This is a genomic window from Streptomyces anthophorae (assembly GCF_049310305.1).
Classification (GTDB): Bacteria; Actinomycetota; Actinomycetes; order Streptomycetales; family Streptomycetaceae; genus Streptomyces.
On the sequence record NZ_JBLWQQ010000001.1, the window covers coordinates 6,814,226 to 6,829,751 of the forward strand.

Annotated in this window: 17 protein-coding genes; 10 read left to right on the forward strand and 7 right to left on the reverse strand. The window is 70.0% G+C overall.

What is annotated here, in order from left to right; genetic code table 11:
• Positions 1-25 precede the first annotated feature (25 nt).
• Positions 26-1,567 carry a S8 family serine peptidase gene (locus ACNYS0_RS30935; protein WP_422478211.1) on the reverse strand — a complete coding sequence of 514 codons (1,542 nt, stop codon included), beginning with the start codon at positions 1,565-1,567 and terminating at the stop codon, positions 26-28.
• 280 nt (positions 1,568-1,847) lie between these two features.
• On the opposite strand from ACNYS0_RS30935, the gene ACNYS0_RS30940 reads away from it, so the two are divergent.
• The 3 genes from ACNYS0_RS30940 (at position 1,848) to moaA (ending at position 4,983) form a co-directional block, all read left to right on the forward strand.
• Positions 1,848-2,216 (forward strand): DUF485 domain-containing protein, encoded by a 369-nt coding sequence (locus ACNYS0_RS30940; protein ID WP_422406526.1) that lies wholly within the window; start codon positions 1,848-1,850, stop codon positions 2,214-2,216.
• A complete protein-coding gene (locus ACNYS0_RS30945) occupies positions 2,213-3,841 on the forward strand; it encodes a solute symporter family protein (RefSeq protein ID WP_422478213.1) in 1,629 nt (542 codons plus the stop codon). Before ACNYS0_RS30940 ends, ACNYS0_RS30945 begins: the two co-directional genes overlap by 4 nt.
• 152 nt (positions 3,842-3,993) lie before the next feature.
• Positions 3,994-4,983: a GTP 3',8-cyclase MoaA gene (gene moaA, locus ACNYS0_RS30950; RefSeq protein WP_422478215.1), complete on the forward strand. Its 990-nt coding sequence runs from the start codon at positions 3,994-3,996 to the stop codon at positions 4,981-4,983.
• 10 nt (positions 4,984-4,993) lie between these two features.
• Here moaA and ACNYS0_RS30955 read toward each other — a convergent pair whose 3' ends face one another.
• Together ACNYS0_RS30955 and ACNYS0_RS30960 are read right to left on the reverse strand one after the other, a co-directional pair.
• Positions 4,994-5,257, reverse strand: coding sequence for a hypothetical protein (locus ACNYS0_RS30955; RefSeq protein WP_422478217.1), 264 nt, complete (start codon positions 5,255-5,257; stop codon positions 4,994-4,996).
• 239 nt (positions 5,258-5,496) lie between these two features.
• Positions 5,497-5,847 carry a DUF3099 domain-containing protein gene (locus ACNYS0_RS30960; protein WP_422430196.1) on the reverse strand — a complete coding sequence of 117 codons (351 nt, stop codon included), beginning with the start codon at positions 5,845-5,847 and terminating at the stop codon, positions 5,497-5,499.
• A gap of 226 nt (positions 5,848-6,073) precedes the next feature.
• Here ACNYS0_RS30960 and ACNYS0_RS30965 point away from each other — a divergent pair, with 226 nt between their 5' ends.
• Positions 6,074-6,349, forward strand: coding sequence for a GlsB/YeaQ/YmgE family stress response membrane protein (locus ACNYS0_RS30965; protein ID WP_385766708.1), 276 nt, complete (start codon positions 6,074-6,076; stop codon positions 6,347-6,349).
• A 123-nt stretch (positions 6,350-6,472) separates the two neighbouring features.
• On the opposite strand, the gene tyrS is transcribed toward ACNYS0_RS30965, so the two are convergent.
• The 3 genes from tyrS to ACNYS0_RS30980 all read right to left on the reverse strand — a co-directional run bounded on the left by tyrS (position 6,473) and on the right by ACNYS0_RS30980 (position 10,754).
• Positions 6,473-7,747 (reverse strand): tyrosine--tRNA ligase, encoded by a 1,275-nt coding sequence (gene tyrS / locus ACNYS0_RS30970; protein WP_422478219.1) that lies wholly within the window; start codon positions 7,745-7,747, stop codon positions 6,473-6,475.
• 92 nt (positions 7,748-7,839) lie between these two features.
• A complete protein-coding gene (locus ACNYS0_RS30975; RefSeq protein WP_422478221.1) occupies positions 7,840-9,234 on the reverse strand; it encodes a metallopeptidase TldD-related protein in 1,395 nt (464 codons plus the stop codon).
• Positions 9,231-10,754 (reverse strand): TldD/PmbA family protein, encoded by a 1,524-nt coding sequence (locus ACNYS0_RS30980; RefSeq protein ID WP_422478223.1) that lies wholly within the window; start codon positions 10,752-10,754, stop codon positions 9,231-9,233. The genes ACNYS0_RS30975 and ACNYS0_RS30980 overlap by 4 nt, the downstream gene beginning before the upstream one ends.
• 174 nt (positions 10,755-10,928) lie before the next feature.
• Between ACNYS0_RS30980 and fabG the strand changes: the two genes are divergently transcribed.
• The 3 genes from fabG (at position 10,929) to ACNYS0_RS30995 (ending at position 12,879) form a co-directional block, all read left to right on the forward strand.
• A complete protein-coding gene (gene fabG, locus ACNYS0_RS30985; RefSeq protein WP_422406517.1) occupies positions 10,929-11,648 on the forward strand; it encodes a 3-oxoacyl-[acyl-carrier-protein] reductase in 720 nt (239 codons plus the stop codon).
• A 3-nt stretch (positions 11,649-11,651) separates the two neighbouring features.
• Entirely contained in the window at positions 11,652-12,428 is a 777-nt protein-coding gene (gene fabI, locus ACNYS0_RS30990) for an enoyl-ACP reductase FabI (protein WP_422478225.1), read from the forward strand.
• Between the two features lie 79 nt (positions 12,429-12,507).
• Positions 12,508-12,879 carry a hypothetical protein gene (locus tag ACNYS0_RS30995; protein ID WP_422478227.1) on the forward strand — a complete coding sequence of 124 codons (372 nt, stop codon included), beginning with the start codon at positions 12,508-12,510 and terminating at the stop codon, positions 12,877-12,879.
• On the opposite strand, the gene ACNYS0_RS31000 is transcribed toward ACNYS0_RS30995, so the two are convergent.
• Positions 12,854-13,549 carry a FadR/GntR family transcriptional regulator gene (locus ACNYS0_RS31000; RefSeq protein ID WP_422482820.1) on the reverse strand — a complete coding sequence of 232 codons (696 nt, stop codon included), beginning with the start codon at positions 13,547-13,549 and terminating at the stop codon, positions 12,854-12,856. The genes ACNYS0_RS30995 and ACNYS0_RS31000 overlap by 26 nt on opposite strands.
• Before the next feature lie 112 nt (positions 13,550-13,661).
• On the opposite strand from ACNYS0_RS31000, the gene ACNYS0_RS31005 reads away from it, so the two are divergent.
• The 3 genes from ACNYS0_RS31005 (at position 13,662) to ACNYS0_RS31015 (ending at position 15,498) form a co-directional block, all read left to right on the forward strand.
• Positions 13,662-14,954 (forward strand): CynX/NimT family MFS transporter, encoded by a 1,293-nt coding sequence (locus ACNYS0_RS31005; RefSeq protein ID WP_422482821.1) that lies wholly within the window; start codon positions 13,662-13,664, stop codon positions 14,952-14,954.
• A gap of 38 nt (positions 14,955-14,992) precedes the next feature.
• On the forward strand, positions 14,993-15,103 hold the full coding sequence (locus tag ACNYS0_RS31010; RefSeq protein ID WP_403850079.1) for an SGM_5486 family transporter-associated protein: 111 nt from the start codon (positions 14,993-14,995) through the stop codon (positions 15,101-15,103).
• Positions 15,104-15,291: 188 nt separating this feature from the next.
• Entirely contained in the window at positions 15,292-15,498 is a 207-nt protein-coding gene (locus ACNYS0_RS31015) for a hypothetical protein (RefSeq protein ID WP_422482822.1), read from the forward strand.
• The last annotated feature ends 28 nt before the right edge of the window (positions 15,499-15,526 follow it).

Below are 15,526 nucleotides of genomic sequence, written 5' to 3' on the forward strand. Positions count from 1 at the left end.
GCTCATGTGCTCTCCGCGGTGCGGGTTACTTGACGGCCTTCAGCGCGTCGACGATCCCGTATCCGTAGAAGCCGTTGCGCCGCTCGGTGCCCTCGCAGACCGCGTCGACCGTGCCGTCGCCGTCCCCGTCGTAGGCGGTCGGGCACGGCTCCTTGTCGGCCTGCGCCTTCATCAGCGACTGGAGCTGCGCCGGAGTGGCCTTCGGGTGCGTCGACTTGAGGAGCGCGGCGACGCCCGCGGCGTGCGGCGAGGCCATCGACGTGCCCTGGAGCCAGCCGTACTGGTTGCCCGGCAGCGTGGACAGGATGCGGCCGTTCTTCGACGGGGTGTCCGCCGGGATCTGGTACTTGTCGCCGCCCGGCGCCGCGATGTCGATGACACCGTTGCCGTACGTCGAGTAGTAGGACTTGGCCTTGGTCACGCCCGTCGCGCTCACCGTGACGACACCCGGCAGCTGGGTCGGGACGTCGAAGCAGCTGTGCGGGTCGATCGTGCGGTTCACCGGCGTCGAGTCGTCAGGGCTCGAGTCGTCCAGGATCGCGTCGGAGTCCAGGTCGTGGTTGGAGTTGCCCGCCGACGCCAGGTTCAGGGTGCCCTTCTTCTGGGCGTACAGCTGGGACCTGTTCACCGCGTCGACGATGGCCCGCTGGTCGGGGTCGTCCATGCAGTTGTAGAGCCACGGGTCCACGTAGTAGCTGTTGTTGGTGACCTCGATGCCATGGTCCGCCGCGAACACGAAGGCGCAGACCACGCTCTCCGGGTAGAACAGCTCGCTGACCGGGTCGGCCACCTTGATGCCCGCGACCTTCACGCCCGGCGCGACACCGGCGACGCCGATCCCGTTGCGCGCGGCGGCGATTTCACCGGCGACGTGCGTGCCGTGGTAGTGGTCCGGGTTCGCGGGCCGCCAGGCGCCCGGCGAGGTGTCCGCCTTGCCGCCGACACAGTTGGCGGACTGCGACGCGGAGAAGTTCGGGGCGAGGTCGGGGTGGGTGTCGTCCACACCGGTGTCGATGACGCCGACGGTGACCTTCTTGCTGCCGGGGTTGATCTTCGCGGCCTTGTCGGCGCCCATCGCCCGCAGGTCCCACTGGTCGGCCTCGAGAGGCTCCTGCGCGGAATCCGCCTTCGCCGCGAGCGACTTGGCCTCAGCCTTGGAGAGCTTCTGGACCGCGCCCTCCTCGGTGGTGCCGGACGGTGTGAACGGCGCCGTGCGGGTCGCGCCCGCCGAGGCCACCCCCTTCACCGCGCGCAGCTGCTTGCCGAAGTCGGGGTTCGAGGAGTGCACGACGAAGACGCCGATCTTCGCGTACGTCTCGACTATGGAGCCGTCCGCCGCGGATATCGCCCTGCCCACCGAGGAGATCGTGCGGGCATCGGTGCCGCGCGTGTTCACCACGTACGCGAGTGCGGAGGCCGAACTCGCCGCCGCCGAGGGTGAGTCGGTGGCGGGTGCCGCTGTCGCGGACGGCAGGAAGCCGAAGGAAGCCGTCAGGGCGATACCGATCGGCAGGGCGAGGGCCAGGCGCCGCCGGGACGGCAGGCGTCTGGAAGGCAGATGAGCCATGGGGTCTCCACATCATCCGTCGTTTATGGAAATGCCCGGTACACGAGTCGTTGTCGGGCAGGTACATGACGCGTGGTGCGGTGTGAAGGTATCTCTGGTCGCCGCAGGTCATCAATGAATTCCGAAAGAAGTTCCGAAAGAACAAAGTGAGTTGAACCGCGTCGACCGTGCTCCCGTGCCGTTGTGCAGGGGGTCGGGGAGCTCTACCATCGCGACCCGGCCCACGTGATCCAGATCACGTTCAGGTTCGAGAGACAGCACCCCATCGCGAGGAGAGTCCGTGGCCACCGACGCACCACCACCGCAGCAGGGCAGCCCGCACGACGGGCCCGCACTGCCCTCCACCGAGAAGTTCATCGAGGTGCAGGAAGGCGCGGAGTTCGGTGAACTGCGCCGCGCGCACCGCTCGTTCGCCTTCCCGCTGACCCTCGCGTTCATCGCCTGGTACCTCGTGTACGTGCTGCTGTCGAACTACGCGGGCGACTTCATGGGCACCAAGGTGTTCGGCAACATCAATGTCGCCTTCGTCCTCGGGCTCGGCCAGTTCCTGACCACGTTCCTCATCGCCTGGTGGTACTCGCGGCACGCCGCCACCAAGCTCGACCCGAAGGCCGAGGCCATCAAGTCCCGTCTGGAGGGCGGCGCGTGAACCCCCACCTGTCCCACATCACCCTGGCCGCCGAGGCCAGCGAGCACCGGCCGCTGATCATCAGCCTGTTCGCCGTGTTCGTCGTCGCCACCCTCGTCATCACCGTCTGGGCGGGCCGCCAGACCAAGAGCGCGTCCGACTTCTACGCGGGCGGCCGCCAGTTCACCGCCTTCCAGAACGGCCTCGCGGTCTCCGGCGACTACATGTCCGCCGCGTCGTTCCTCGGTATCGCGGGCGCCATCGCCCTCTTCGGCTACGACGGCTTCCTCTACTCGATCGGCTTCCTGGTCGCCTGGCTCGTCGCCCTGCTCCTGGTCGCCGAACCGCTGCGCAACTCCGGCCGCTACACGATGGGCGACGTGCTCGCCTACCGGATGCGGCAGCGCCCGGTGCGCACGGCGGCCGGCACCTCGACCATCGTCGTCTCGATCTTCTACCTGCTCGCGCAGATGGCGGGCGCGGGCGTGCTCGTCTCGCTGCTGCTCGGCATCACCACGGACGCGGGCAAGATCCTCATCGTCGCGCTCGTCGGCGTCCTGATGATCGTGTACGTCACCATCGGCGGCATGAAGGGCACCACCTGGGTGCAGATGGTCAAGGCGGTGCTGCTGATCATCGGTGCCATCCTGCTGACCTTCCTGGTCCTGCTGAAGTTCAACTTCAACGTCTCGGACCTGCTGGGCACGGCGGCCTCGAACAGCGGCAAGGGCTCCGCGTTCCTCGAGCCGGGCCTCAAGTACGGCCTCACCTCCACGTCGAAGATCGACTTCATCTCGCTCGGCATCGCGCTCGTGCTCGGCACGGCGGGCCTGCCGCACATCCTGATCCGCTTCTACACGGTGCCGACCGCCAAGGCGGCCCGTAAGTCGGTCAACTGGGCCATCGGCATCATCGGCGCCTTCTACCTGATGACGATCGCGCTCGGCTTCGGCGCCGCCGCGCTCATCAAGCCGGACGAGATCATCGCCTCCAACCCGGCGGGCAACACGGCGGCACCCCTGCTGGCACTCCATCTGGGCGGCGTCGACTCCAGCTGGGGCGCGATCCTGCTCGCCTCGATCTCGGCGGTCGCCTTCGCCACGATCCTCGCGGTCGTCGCGGGCCTGACCCTCGCCTCGTCCTCCTCGTTCGCGCACGACATCTACGCGAACGTCATCAAGAAGGGCAAGGCCTCCGAGAAGGAGGAGATGAAGGCGGCCCGCTGGGCCACGGTCTTCATCGGCATCGTCTCGATCGCGCTGGGCGCGCTCGCCCGCGACCTGAACGTGGCGGGCCTGGTCGCCCTGGCCTTCGCGGTCGCGGCCTCCGCGAACCTGCCGACGATCCTGTACTCCCTGTTCTGGAAGCGCTTCAACACCAACGGCGCGCTGTGGTCGATCTACGGCGGCCTGTTCACGGCGGTCTTCCTGGTCCTCTTCTCGCCCGTCGTCTCGGGCAATCCGAAGACCTCGATGTTCAAGGGCGTCGACTTCCACTGGTTCCCGCTGGAGAACCCGGGCATCATCTCGATCCCGGTCGGCTTCCTGCTGGGGATCATCGGCACGTACGTCGCCAAGGAGAAGGCCGACAAGGGCAAGTACGCCGAGCTCGAGGTCCGCTCCCTGACGGGTACCGGAGCCCACTGACCCGTTACGTCTCCCTTTGTGCCGTGCCCCGCGTCGTAGGTCCCTACGAGGGGCACGGCACGCACTTTGGACGGCGCACGACCTGTCGCTGTCATACCCGTCACGTAGGCTCGGGATCAGTAGGTAAGAACCCGCCGAGGGAGGGGGCCCACGTGCTCATCGACACATACGGCCGAGTGGCAACCGACCTGCGGGTCTCGCTGACCGACCGGTGCAATCTGCGGTGCACCTACTGCATGCCCGAGGAGGGCTTGCAGTGGCTGGCCAAGCCGGATCTGCTCGACGACGACGAGATCGTCCGCCTCATCCGCATCGCGGTCACCGACCTCGGCATCACCGACGTCCGCTTCACCGGCGGCGAGCCCCTGCTGCGGCCCGGCCTCGTCGGCATCGTCGAGCGGGTCGCGGCCCTGGAGAACCGCCCGAAGATGTCCCTGACGACGAACGGGATCGGGCTCAAGCGCACGGCGGGAGCGCTCAAGGAGGCGGGCCTCGACCGGGTCAACGTCTCGCTGGACACCCTCCGCCCCGACGTCTTCAAGACCCTGACCCGGCGCAACCGGCACCAGGACGTCATCGAGGGCCTCGAAGCGGCGCGCGACGCGGGCCTGACCCCGGTGAAGGTCAACTCCGTCCTGATGCCGGGGCTGAACGAGGACGAGGCCCCCGACCTCCTCGCCTGGGCGGTCGAGCACGAGTACGAGCTGCGTTTCATCGAGCAGATGCCGCTCGACGCCCAGCACGGCTGGAAGCGCGAGGGCATGATCACCGCGGGCGACATCCTGGCCTCGCTGCGTACGCGCTTCGAGTTGACGGAGGAAGGGGCCGGCGAGCGCGGATCGGCGCCCGCCGAGCGCTGGATCGTGGACGGGGGACCGCACCGCGTCGGCGTCATCGCCTCGGTGACCCGCCCGTTCTGCTCGGCCTGCGACCGCACGCGGCTCACGGCGGACGGACAGGTCCGCACCTGCCTGTTCGCCACGGAGGAGACGGATCTGCGGGCGGCCCTGCGCTCCGACATGCCGGACGAGGAGCTGGCCGCCATCTGGAAGCGCGCCATGTGGGGCAAGAAGGCGGGCTCGGGCCTCGACGACCCGTCGTTCCTCCAGCCGGACCGCCCGATGTCGGCGATCGGCGGCTGAGGCCGGGCCCTCAGCCCTCGGTGCCCTGGGTGCCCTCGGCCTCGGGGTCTTCCCACTCCGCGAGCGCCACGACGTCCTTCAGGAACCCGCGCACGCCGAGGAACTTGGTCAGGTGCTCGCGGTGCTCGTCGCAGGCCAGCCAGGTCTTGCGGCGCTCCGGCGTGTGCAGCTTCGGGTTGTTCCACGCGAGTACCCACACCGCGTCGGCGCGACAGCCCTTGGCCGAGCACTGGGGAGTTTCGGGCGACGGTCCTGAGAGGTTCGCGAGGTTCACGCGTCAACCTTAAACGCCCTGGGAATCCTCCCGGAGAGGCCCTCGGAAGACCCCGGAAATGGCGACGCCGAGCAGCCACGGGGGGAGCTGCCCGGCGTCGGTCCGTCGCTCCGACGGGGGATGCGGAGCGCTCACGCAGTATGTCACGGGGGACCCGCCGCCCGGCACCGGAACAACATGATTGATCTGAGCTTTTCTTGAGCTTTGTCGACCGCTTGCACCCCGGGCCCGGCCGTCGCTCAGGCCCGGTCCTCCGGGGCGGATTCCGCGGGGTCGGCGGCCGGAACCGGCGAGATCATGGGGCGCGAGGGTGCGGGCACGAAGGTCGACGGAAGCGAGGGGGCGTTCTCCCGGCCCGCGTTGGCGAAGACCACGGCGACGTAGGGGAGCAGCGCGCCGAGCACCAGCGTCACGATGGCGACGTGCCGCTCCACGTTCCACAGCACGGCCGTCAGGATCACCGAAACGGTACGGACCGACATCGAGATGATGTACCGGCGCTGCCGGCCGCGGACATCGTCGGCGAGACCCTGCCGGGCTCCCGTGATCCGGAAAACCTCTGCCCCACCGCTGTCCTTGCGCTTCCGCATCACATTCCACCACCCGCCAGCTCGCCGGACTCTCCCCGGACCGGACTGCGTCCACGGTACGCCCGGTATGCGTCGACTACGAGACCGGGGGCGGGCCTGACCTGGGAGCGTGGCCTGCGCTGTACCACGTACGGAGCTGTCCGACATGCGCCGTATGGCGTACGCGGCGAGACTGATCGCGTGGGCGGCCGCTGAGCGCCCCCGCACCGTGCGAGGAGGCAACGACATGAGCTGGTTGTGGGCGATCATCGTGGGCCTGGTGCTTGGCCTGATCGCGAAGGCGATCCTGCCGGGCAAGCAGCAGATTCCGCTCTGGCTGACAGTGGTCTTCGGCATCATCGGCAGCGTCCTGGGCAACTGGGCGGCCACGGGCATGGGAGTCAACGACACCAAGGGCATCGACTGGATCCGCCATCTGCTCCAGCTGATCGGAGCGGTGGTCGTGGTGGGCGTGGGCGACCGGTTGTGGGTGGCGCTGCGCGGAAACAAGAGCAAGGCATAGAGCGAGAGCGAGAGCGAGGCCCGGCGACGGGAGCGAGGCCCGGAAACGGGTGAAGGCCCGGCACCGCCTGAGTGGCGGGCCGGGCCTTCCGGGTGTGCGGGGCAGGTGCGCGGGGCGGGAACCCTACGCGCCCTTGACCTCCACGGCCGCGAGGTTCTTCTTGCCGCGCCGCAGTACCAGCCACCGGCCGTGCAGCAGCTCGTCCGCGCCGGGCACGAAGTCCTCGGCGGCGACCTTGACGTTGTTCACGTACGCGCCGCCCTCCTTCACCGTGCGGCGCGCGGCCGACTTGCTGGCCACGAGGCCGACCTCGGCGAACAGGTCGACGACCGGGCCGAGCTCGGTGACCTCCGCCTTCGGCAGCTCGGACAGGGCCGCGGCGAGCGTCGCCTCGTCCAGGTCCGCCAGGTTCCCGTCGCCCTGGCCGAACAGCGCCTTCGACGCGGAGATCACGGCGGCCGTCCAGTCGGCTCCGTGCACCAGCGTCGTCAGCTCCTCGGCCAGCGCGCGCTGCGCGGCACGGGCCTGCGGCCGCTCCTCGGTCTGCTTCTCCAGCTCCTCGAGCTCCTCGCGGGACTTGAAGGACAGGATCCGCATGTACTTGGAGATGTCCCGGTCGTCCGTGTTCAGCCAGAACTGGTAGAACGCGTACGGCGTCGTCATCTCCGGGTCGAGCCAGATGGCGCCGCCCTCGGACTTGCCGAACTTGGTGCCGTCCGCCTTCACCATCAGCGGCGTCGCGATGCAGTGCGCCTCCGCGTCCGGCTCCAGGCGGTGGATCAGGTCGAGCCCGGCCGTGAGGTTGCCCCACTGGTCGGAGCCGCCCTGCTGGAGCGTGCAGCCGTAGCGGCGGTACAGCTCCAGGAAGTCCATGCCCTGGAGCAGCTGGTAGCTGAACTCCGTGTAGCTGATGCCCTCCTGGGACTCCAGGCGGCGGGCCACGGAGTCCTTGGTCAGCATCTTGTTGACCCGGAAGTGCTTGCCGATGTCGCGCAGGAACTCGATCGCGGACATGCCCGCGGTCCAGTCCAGGTTGTTCACCATCGTCGCCGCGTTCTCACCCTCGAAGTCGAGGAACGGCTCGATCTGGGAGCGCAGGCGAGCGACCCAGAGCTTGATCGTCTCCGGGTCGTTCAGCGTGCGCTCCGCCGTCGGGCGCGGGTCGCCGATCTGGCCCGTGGCCCCGCCCACCAGGGCGAGCGGGCGCAGGCCCGCGTGCTGGAGCCGGCGCATGGTGAGGACCTGCACCAGGTGCCCCACGTGCAGGGAGGCCGCGGTGGGGTCGAAGCCGCAATAGAACGTGACCGGACCGTCCGCGAGCGCCTTGCGCAGTGCGTCCTCGTCAGTGGACTGGGCCCACAGGCCACGCCACTTCAGGTCGTCGACGATGTCGGTCACGGTTCTGGTTCTCCTTGAACAGGTCTGCTGGAACCCTGCCAGTCTATGGGCGGCCACCGACAGCGCCGTACCCGATTCTTCGGCGCCCGGCCTCAGACGCCCTGGCTGACCGAGCTCATGTTGAAGTCCGGCACCCGCAGCGCGGGCATCGCGGCACGAGTGAACCAGTCGCCCCACTCCCTCGGCAGCGTCTTCTCCGTCCGCCCGGCCTCCGTGGCCCGGCCGAGCAGCCCGACCGGCGACTCGTTGAACCGGAAGTTGTTCACCTCGCCGACGACCTCGCCGTTCTCCACGAGGTACACGCCGTCCCGGGTGAGGCCGGTGAGCAGCAGCGTCGCCGGGTCCACCTCGCGGATGTACCAGAGGCAGGTGAGCAGCAGGCCCCGCTCGGTCCCGGCGACCATCTCGTCCAGGGACTTGGCACCGCCGCCGTCGAGGATCAGGTTGTCGATCGCGGGGGCGACGGGCTGACCGGTGAGCCCGGCGCTGTGCCGGGTCGTCGTGAGGTGCGCGAGCTTCCCCTCGTGGATCCAGTCGGTGGCGCCGACCGGCAGCCCGTTGTCGAACACCGACGAGGCGTCGCTGGAGGAGTGCGCGAGGACGAACGGCGCCGATTCGAGTCCCGGCTCGTGCGGGTCGCTGCGCAGGGTCAGCGGCAGCTCGCTGAGCCGCTCGCCCACCCGCGTACCGCCTCCGGGCTTGGAGAACACCGTGCGGCCCTCGGTCGCGTCCCGCGCCCCGGACGACCACATCTGGTAGATCAGCAGATCCGCGACGGCGGTCGGCGGCAGCAGCGTCTCGTAGCGCCCGGCCGGCAGGTCGATGCGCCGTTCGGCCCACCCGAGCCGCGTCGCGAGCTCCGCGTCCATCGCCGCCGGGTCGACGTCCTTGAAGTCCGGCGTGGAGCGGCCCGCCCACGCCGAGCGCCTGCGCCCGTGCGACTTGGCGTTCAGCTCAAGGGTCCCGTTGGGCTGGTCGTGCCGCAGCCGAAGGCCCGCGGACGTACCGAGGTAGCTGCTGGTCAGCTCGTGGTTGGCGAACCCGTACAGCTCGCGGCCGCCGGCACGCGCGCGTGCGAACGCCTCGCCGAGCGCGGGCGCGAACTCCGCGAAGACGGCGGAGGAGGTCTCGGCGGGCGCCTCCGTGAAGTCGGGGGAGTGCGGTACGTCGCCGATCAGCGGCTGCGCGTCCTCGGCGGGCCCCGCCTTGGCGGCGGCCTCCTCGGCGGCGCGCACCAGTGGCTCCAGGTCGTCGGCGGTCACGGCCGAGCGGGACACGACGCCGGACGCCGTGCCCTCCTTGCCGTCGACCGTCGCGACGACGGTGAGGGTGCGCCCGCGCGTCACGCCGTTCGTGGTGAGCGCGTTGCCCGCCCAGCGCAGATTGGCGGTGGACGTCTCGTCGGCGATGACCACGCAGCCGTCGGCCCGCGACAGCTCCAGGGCGCGCTCGACGATCTCGTACGGCTTGCTGGTACGCGGGCTCATCGACCGGCCTCCTGCGTGGTGTTCAGAATGTTGACGCCCTTGAAGAGCGCGCTCGGGCAGCCGTGCGACACGGACGCGACCTGGCCCGGCTGGGCCTTGCCGCAGTTGAAGGCGCCGCCCAGGACGTACGTCTGCGGGCCGCCGACCGCCGCCATCGAGCCCCAGAAGTCGGTCGTCGTCGCCTGGTACGCGAAGTCCCGCACCTGCCCGGCGAGCTTCCCGCCCCGGATCGCGTAGGCCCGTTGCGCTGTGAACTGGAAGTTGTAGCGCTGCATGTCGATCGACCACGACCGGTCGCCGACCAGGTAGAGCCCCCGGTCGACGCCCGCGATCAGGTCCTCCGTCGAGAGCCCGCCCGGATCCGGCTTGAGCGACACATTGGCCATGCGCTGCACGGGGACATGCCCGGGGGAGTCCGCGTACGCGCAGCCGTTGGAGCGCTCGAAGCCGGTCAACTTGGCGATGCGCCGGTCGAGTTGGTACCCGGCGAGGGTGCCGTCCTTCACCAGGTCCCAGGACTGCCCGGCCACGCCCTCGTCGTCGTACCCGATGGTGGCGAGCCCGTGCTCGGCGGTGCGGTCGCCGGTGACGTTCATGATCTCGGAGCCGTACTTGAGCTTCCCGAGCTGGTCGAAGGTGGCGAAGGAGGTGCCCGCGTACGCCGCCTCGTAGCCGAGCGCGCGGTCCAGTTCGGTGGCGTGCCCGATCGACTCGTGGATGGTCAGCCACAGATTGGACGGGTCCACGACCAGGTCGTACGCGCCCGCCTTGACGCTCGGCGCCCGCATCTTCTCGGCGAGCAGCTCGGGGATCTCGGCGAGCTCGGACTCCCAGTCCCAGCCGGTTCCGGTGAGGTACTCCCAGCCGCGCCCGACCGGAGGCGCGATCGTGCGCATGGAGTCGAACTCACCGCTGGAGTCGTCCACCGCGACCGCGGTCAGCTCCGGGTGCAGCCGCACGCGCTGCTGCGTCGTGACGGTTCCCGCGGTGTCCGCATAGAACTTGTTCTCGTGGACGCAGTACAAGGAGGCGTCCACATGGGACACCCCGTCCGCCGAGAGCAGCCGCGCGCTCCAGTCGGCGAGCAGCCCGGCCCGCTCCTCCTCCGGCACGGTGAAGGGATCGATCTCGTACGAGGAGACCCAGGTCTTCTCCGCGTGCACCGGCTCGTCCGCCAGCTCGACCCGCTCGTCGGACCCGGCGGCCTCGATCACCTGCGCGCTCAGCTTCGCCATCGCCACGGCCTGCGAGGCCACCTTCGCCGCGCCGTCCATCGTCAGATCGACACCGGAGGCGAACCCCCAGGTTCCGCCATGTACGACGCGCACGGCGTATCCCAGGTCAGTGATGTCGGACGACCCCGACGGCCTGGCGTCCCGCAGCCGCACCGAAGCCCCGCGCACCCGCTCAAGACGGAAGTCCGCGTGCTCCGCTCCCAACGCGCGTGCGCGCGCGAGGGCGGCGTCGGCGAGTGCCCGTAGGGGCAGTGCGAGGAACGACTGATCGATCTCATGGGCCATGGGCGGCTTCCCCTTCGGTCACGGCACGGTGCGTGTGAGTGAACCACGACACGTGCTGTCTGTGGGAACCCCACAGACAGCACCCCCTCGCCCTGTCGCCCCCGGATTCGGCACCCGGTGTCGCGGCCGGATAGGTTCAACGGGTACCTGACCGCCGAACGAAAGGGTGATCCGTTGAGCCGCTCGGTTCTCGTCACCGGGGGAAACCGGGGCATCGGCCTCGCCATCGCCCAGGCCTTCCTGGAGCAGGGCGACAAGGTGGCCTTCACCTACCGCTCCGGAGAGCCCCCCAAGGAGCTCGTCGACGCCGGCGCCCTCGCCGTCCGCTGCGACATCACGGACACCCAGCAGGTGGACGCCGCGTACAAGGAGATCGAGGAGAAGCACGGCAACGTCGAGGTCCTCGTCGCCAACGCCGGCGTCACCAAGGACCAGCTCCTCATGCGCATGTCCGAGGAGGACTTCGAGTCCGTCCTCGACACCAACCTCACCGGCACCTTCCGGGTCGTGAAGCGCGCCAACCGCGGCATGCTGCGCGCCAAGAAGGGCCGCGTGGTCCTGATCTCCTCGGTCGTCGGGCTGCTCGGTTCCGCGGGACAGGCGAACTACGCCGCCTCGAAGGCGGGCCTGGTCGGCTTCGCGCGCTCGCTCGCCCGTGAGCTCGGTTCGCGCAACATCACCTTCAACGTCGTCGCCCCCGGTTTCGTGGACACCGACATGACCCAGGCGCTCACCGACGAGCAGCGCAAGGGCATCGTGTCGCAGGTGCCGCTCGGCCGGTACGCGCAGGTCGAGGAGATCGCCGGAGTGGTGAAGTTCCTGACCTCCGACGACGCCGCGTACATCACTGGAGCCGTCATCCCGGTTGACGGCGGACTGGGAATGGGTCACTGAACCATGGCAGGAATCCTCGAGGGCAAGAAGATCCTCATCACCGGTGTGCTGATGGAGTCCTCCATCGCCTTCCACACCGCGAAGCTGGCCCAGGAGCAGGGTGCGGAGATCATCCTCACCGCCTGGCCGCGGCCGACGCTCACCGAGCGCATCGCCAAGAAGCTGCCCGAGCCGGACAAGGTCAAGGTCCTGGAGCTCGACGTCTCGAACGACGAGCACCTCGCCCGCCTGGAGGGCCAGGTCCGTGAGCACCTGGGCGACCGCCTCGACGGCGTCGTGCACTCCATCGGCTTCGCGCCGCAGGACGCCCTCGGCGGCAACTTCCTGAACACGCCGTTCGAGTCCGTCTCCACGGCCATGCACGTCTCCGCCTTCTCCCTGAAGTCGCTGACGACGGCGCTGCTGCCGCTGATGACCGAGGGCGGCTCCGTCGTGGGTCTGACCTTCGACGCCAAGTTCGCCTGGCCGCAGTACGACTGGATGGGCCCGGCCAAGGCCGCCCTGGAGGCCACCAGCCGCTACATGGCGCGCGACCTGGGCAAGCAGAACATCCGCTGCAACCTGGTCTCGGCGGGTCCGCTCGGCTCGATGGCCGCGAAGTCGATCCCCGGCTTCAGCGAGCTGGCGTCCGTGTGGGACAGCCGCTCCCCGCTGGAGTGGAAGCTCGAGGACCCGGAGCCGGCGGGCCGCGGCGTCGTCGCGCTGCTCTCGGACTGGTTCCCGAAGACGACGGGCGAGATCGTGCACGTCGACGGCGGTCTGCACGCCATCGGCGCCTGATCTCCGGCTCACTCGTTCGGCCCACCGGCCGGGCGAGCCGTAGGGACCTCCACGCACGCTGGTGCGAGGAGGTCCCTACGTGCGTGTGCACCCCCGTTTCACCGCCGCCGTCGTCCTGCTCATATCGCTGCCCTGCCTCGCCGCATGCGCCCCGGCGCAGGGGACGACAGCCGAAAAGGGCGGCCACGCGCGCGTGGCCGACAAAAAGCGGGAGCGGTTCGGCGCGGACTGCCGGGTCGAGATCGACCGCGACCGCGTGAGCGCCACCTGCCACAACCCGTACCCGACGGTCGACCGCGTCGCCCTGCACGTCGAGTGCGCGAAGTGGTGGGACATCGACACCGATTCACGCCCGAAGGCGGTGTTCCCGGCGCAGACGCTGCGGGTGGACGGCCGGTGCTGGAAGAACGTGCGGACCGCCTGGGTCAGTCACCACAGGCCGGCGCGCTGAGCCGGCCGGGTCGGCAGTCGAACGGATAGCGCGCGGCCTCTTTGGCGGCGGCCTCGGCGTCCCCGGCCCGGATCGCGTCGACGAGCGTCGCGTGGTCCATGTGGTTCTCCGCGGTGAGCTGCTCGCCCACGTCCTCGCGCAGCCAGTCCCGCATGACCTCGCCGAGGTCCGCGTACATCGCCGTCAGCACCTCGTTGTGGGACGCGGCCACCACGGCCAGGTGGAACGTCGCGTCCGCCGACACGAACGCCTCGGCGTCCCCGGACGACCAGGCCTCCTCGCGCCGCACCAGCAGCGCGTCGAGCTGCTTCAGGTCGCGCTCGGTGCGCCGCTCCGCCGCGAACTTCGCCGCGCTCGACTCCAGCGTGGCGCGCAGCTCGGCGATGTCCTGCGGGGCGGCCTCCGCGAACCGCCGCTGCATGACGCCCGCCAGCTCGCTCGTCGCCACGACGTACGTGCCCGAGCCCTGCCGGATGTCGAGCAGGCCGTTGTGCGCGAGCGCGCGGACCGCCTCCCGCACCGTGTTCCTGGCCACACCCAGCTGCTCCACGAGCTCGGGCTCCGTCGGGATCCGGGAGCCCACCGGCCACTCGCCCGAGGAGATCTGGGCGCGCAGGGCGGAGATGACCTGCTCGGACAGGGCCGAGCGCTGGGGCGAGGTCAGCGGCATGACGTTCCTTCGTGCGGGCGGAGGCGTGCTGGAGTCGCGCGTGGAGACGATTGGACAGCCAATCATCCCATGATTCTAAGATGGCCTCATGGCTAGTGAGGAAACCCCGACGATGGCACCACCGAGCGCCGACCCCCAGACCCCCCTGCGGACCGAGCAGCCCGCCCCGCGCGCGTGGGTGGTCCGACTGGTCATGGTCGGCATCGTGCTCGCCGCGGTGAACCTGCGGCCCGCCATCACCAGCCTCGGCGCCCTCCTCGAAGAGGTCCGCGACGGGCTCGGGATGAGCGGCAGCGTCGCCGGACTGCTCACCTCCGTGCCGCCGCTCTGCTTCGCGATCTTCGGCGTGATGGCGCCCCGGCTCGCCAAGCGCTTCGGGCCGAGCGCCGTCGTCTGCGCCGGCATGTTCGCCATCGCCGCGGGCCTCGTCATCCGCCCGTTCACCGGCGGCACCGCCGGCTTCCTCGTGGCGAGCGCGCTCGGCCTGATGGGCATCGCGGTCAGCAACGTGCTGATGCCGGTCATCGTCAAGCGCTGGTTCCCCGACAAGGTCGGCACCATGACCGGCCTGTACTCGATGGCCCTCGCCCTCGGCACGTCCACCGCGGCCGCCGCGACGGTGCCGGTGACCTCGGCGCTCGGCGGGAGCTGGCAGGCCGGGCTCGCGGTGTGGGCGGTGCTCGCCGTCGCGGCGGCCCTGGCCTGGCTGCCGCTCGTCCGCAAGAAGGACACCTCCACCCTGGCGGCCGCCGCGGTACCCGCCGCCGAGGCGACGCGGGCCGCCGAGGGCACCGGGCTGCGCATCGCCCGCAGCCGTACCGCCTGGGCGCTCGCCGTCTTCTTCGGGCTCCAGGCCACGGCCGCGTACATCACGATGGGCTGGATGGCGCAGATCTTCCGTGACTCGGGGGTCTCCGCGTCGACCGCGGGCGTGCTGCTCGCCGTCACCATGGCGATGGGCATTCCGCTCGGCTTCGTCATCCCGCGCATGGCCGCCCGGCTGCCCAGCCAGGGGCCCATGGTGATCGCGCTCGGCCTGTGCGGTCTCGCCGGTTACGCGGGCCTGTACTTCGCCCCCGCCTCCGGCGCGTGGGCGTGGGCGCTGCTGCTCGGCATCTCCAACTGCGCCTTCCCGCTCGCGCTCACCATGGTCGGCATGCGTGCCCGCACGGGCGCGGGCGTCGCCAAGCTGTCCGCCTTCGCGCAGTCCACCGGCTACCTGATCTCGATCCCCGGGCCGCTGCTCGTCGGCGTCCTCTACCAGCACAGCGGGGGCTGGGGCGCGCCGATCGCGCTCATGGCCGCGCTGATGGTGCCGCAGATCGTGGTGGGCGTGTTCGCGGGCCGCAACCGCACCGTCGAGGACGAGGCGGGCGAGGCGCACAAGGCGGCCCCGGCGTCCTGAGGGGCGGGGACAGGTGCGACACTTGGCGCATGTCGCCTGTGCTCGAGCCGAATCCCCAGAACGGCCAGAAGAAGCTGCTCCTCGTGCTCGGAGCGATGCTGGCCATCACGGTCGTCGTCGGCATCATCGCGTCCATCGCCGCACCCTAGGACCGGCCCCCGGGGCGGGGTGGGGTTAACTCCACCATCCCCTAGGGGGCCAGTGTCAGGGTGAAGTGGGTGGATCACCGGATGGGACCGGAGCCCCCGGCTGCGTACCTTCGAAGTGCCGCCGAGATCGTCGGCACACCGCACGAAGCGCATACGGATCACGGCCCCCGGAGGCAGCAGCCATGTCGATGTCAGCCCCCACGCACACCCGGCCCCGCACGGCAGCCCCGGGTCGCGTCGACATCCGGCTGCCGTGGTGGGCCATCGTGCTTCCGGCCGTGGCCTTCGTGGCGCTGCTCCTGCTGATCCTCAACCCGTCCGACGCCCAGGCCGCCTCCGGCGACCCGAGCATCATGCGCATGCTGGCGAGCGCCAAGGATCTCGTACTGCCTTAGGACCTGTCGTTCGGATCAGGCCCTGGGT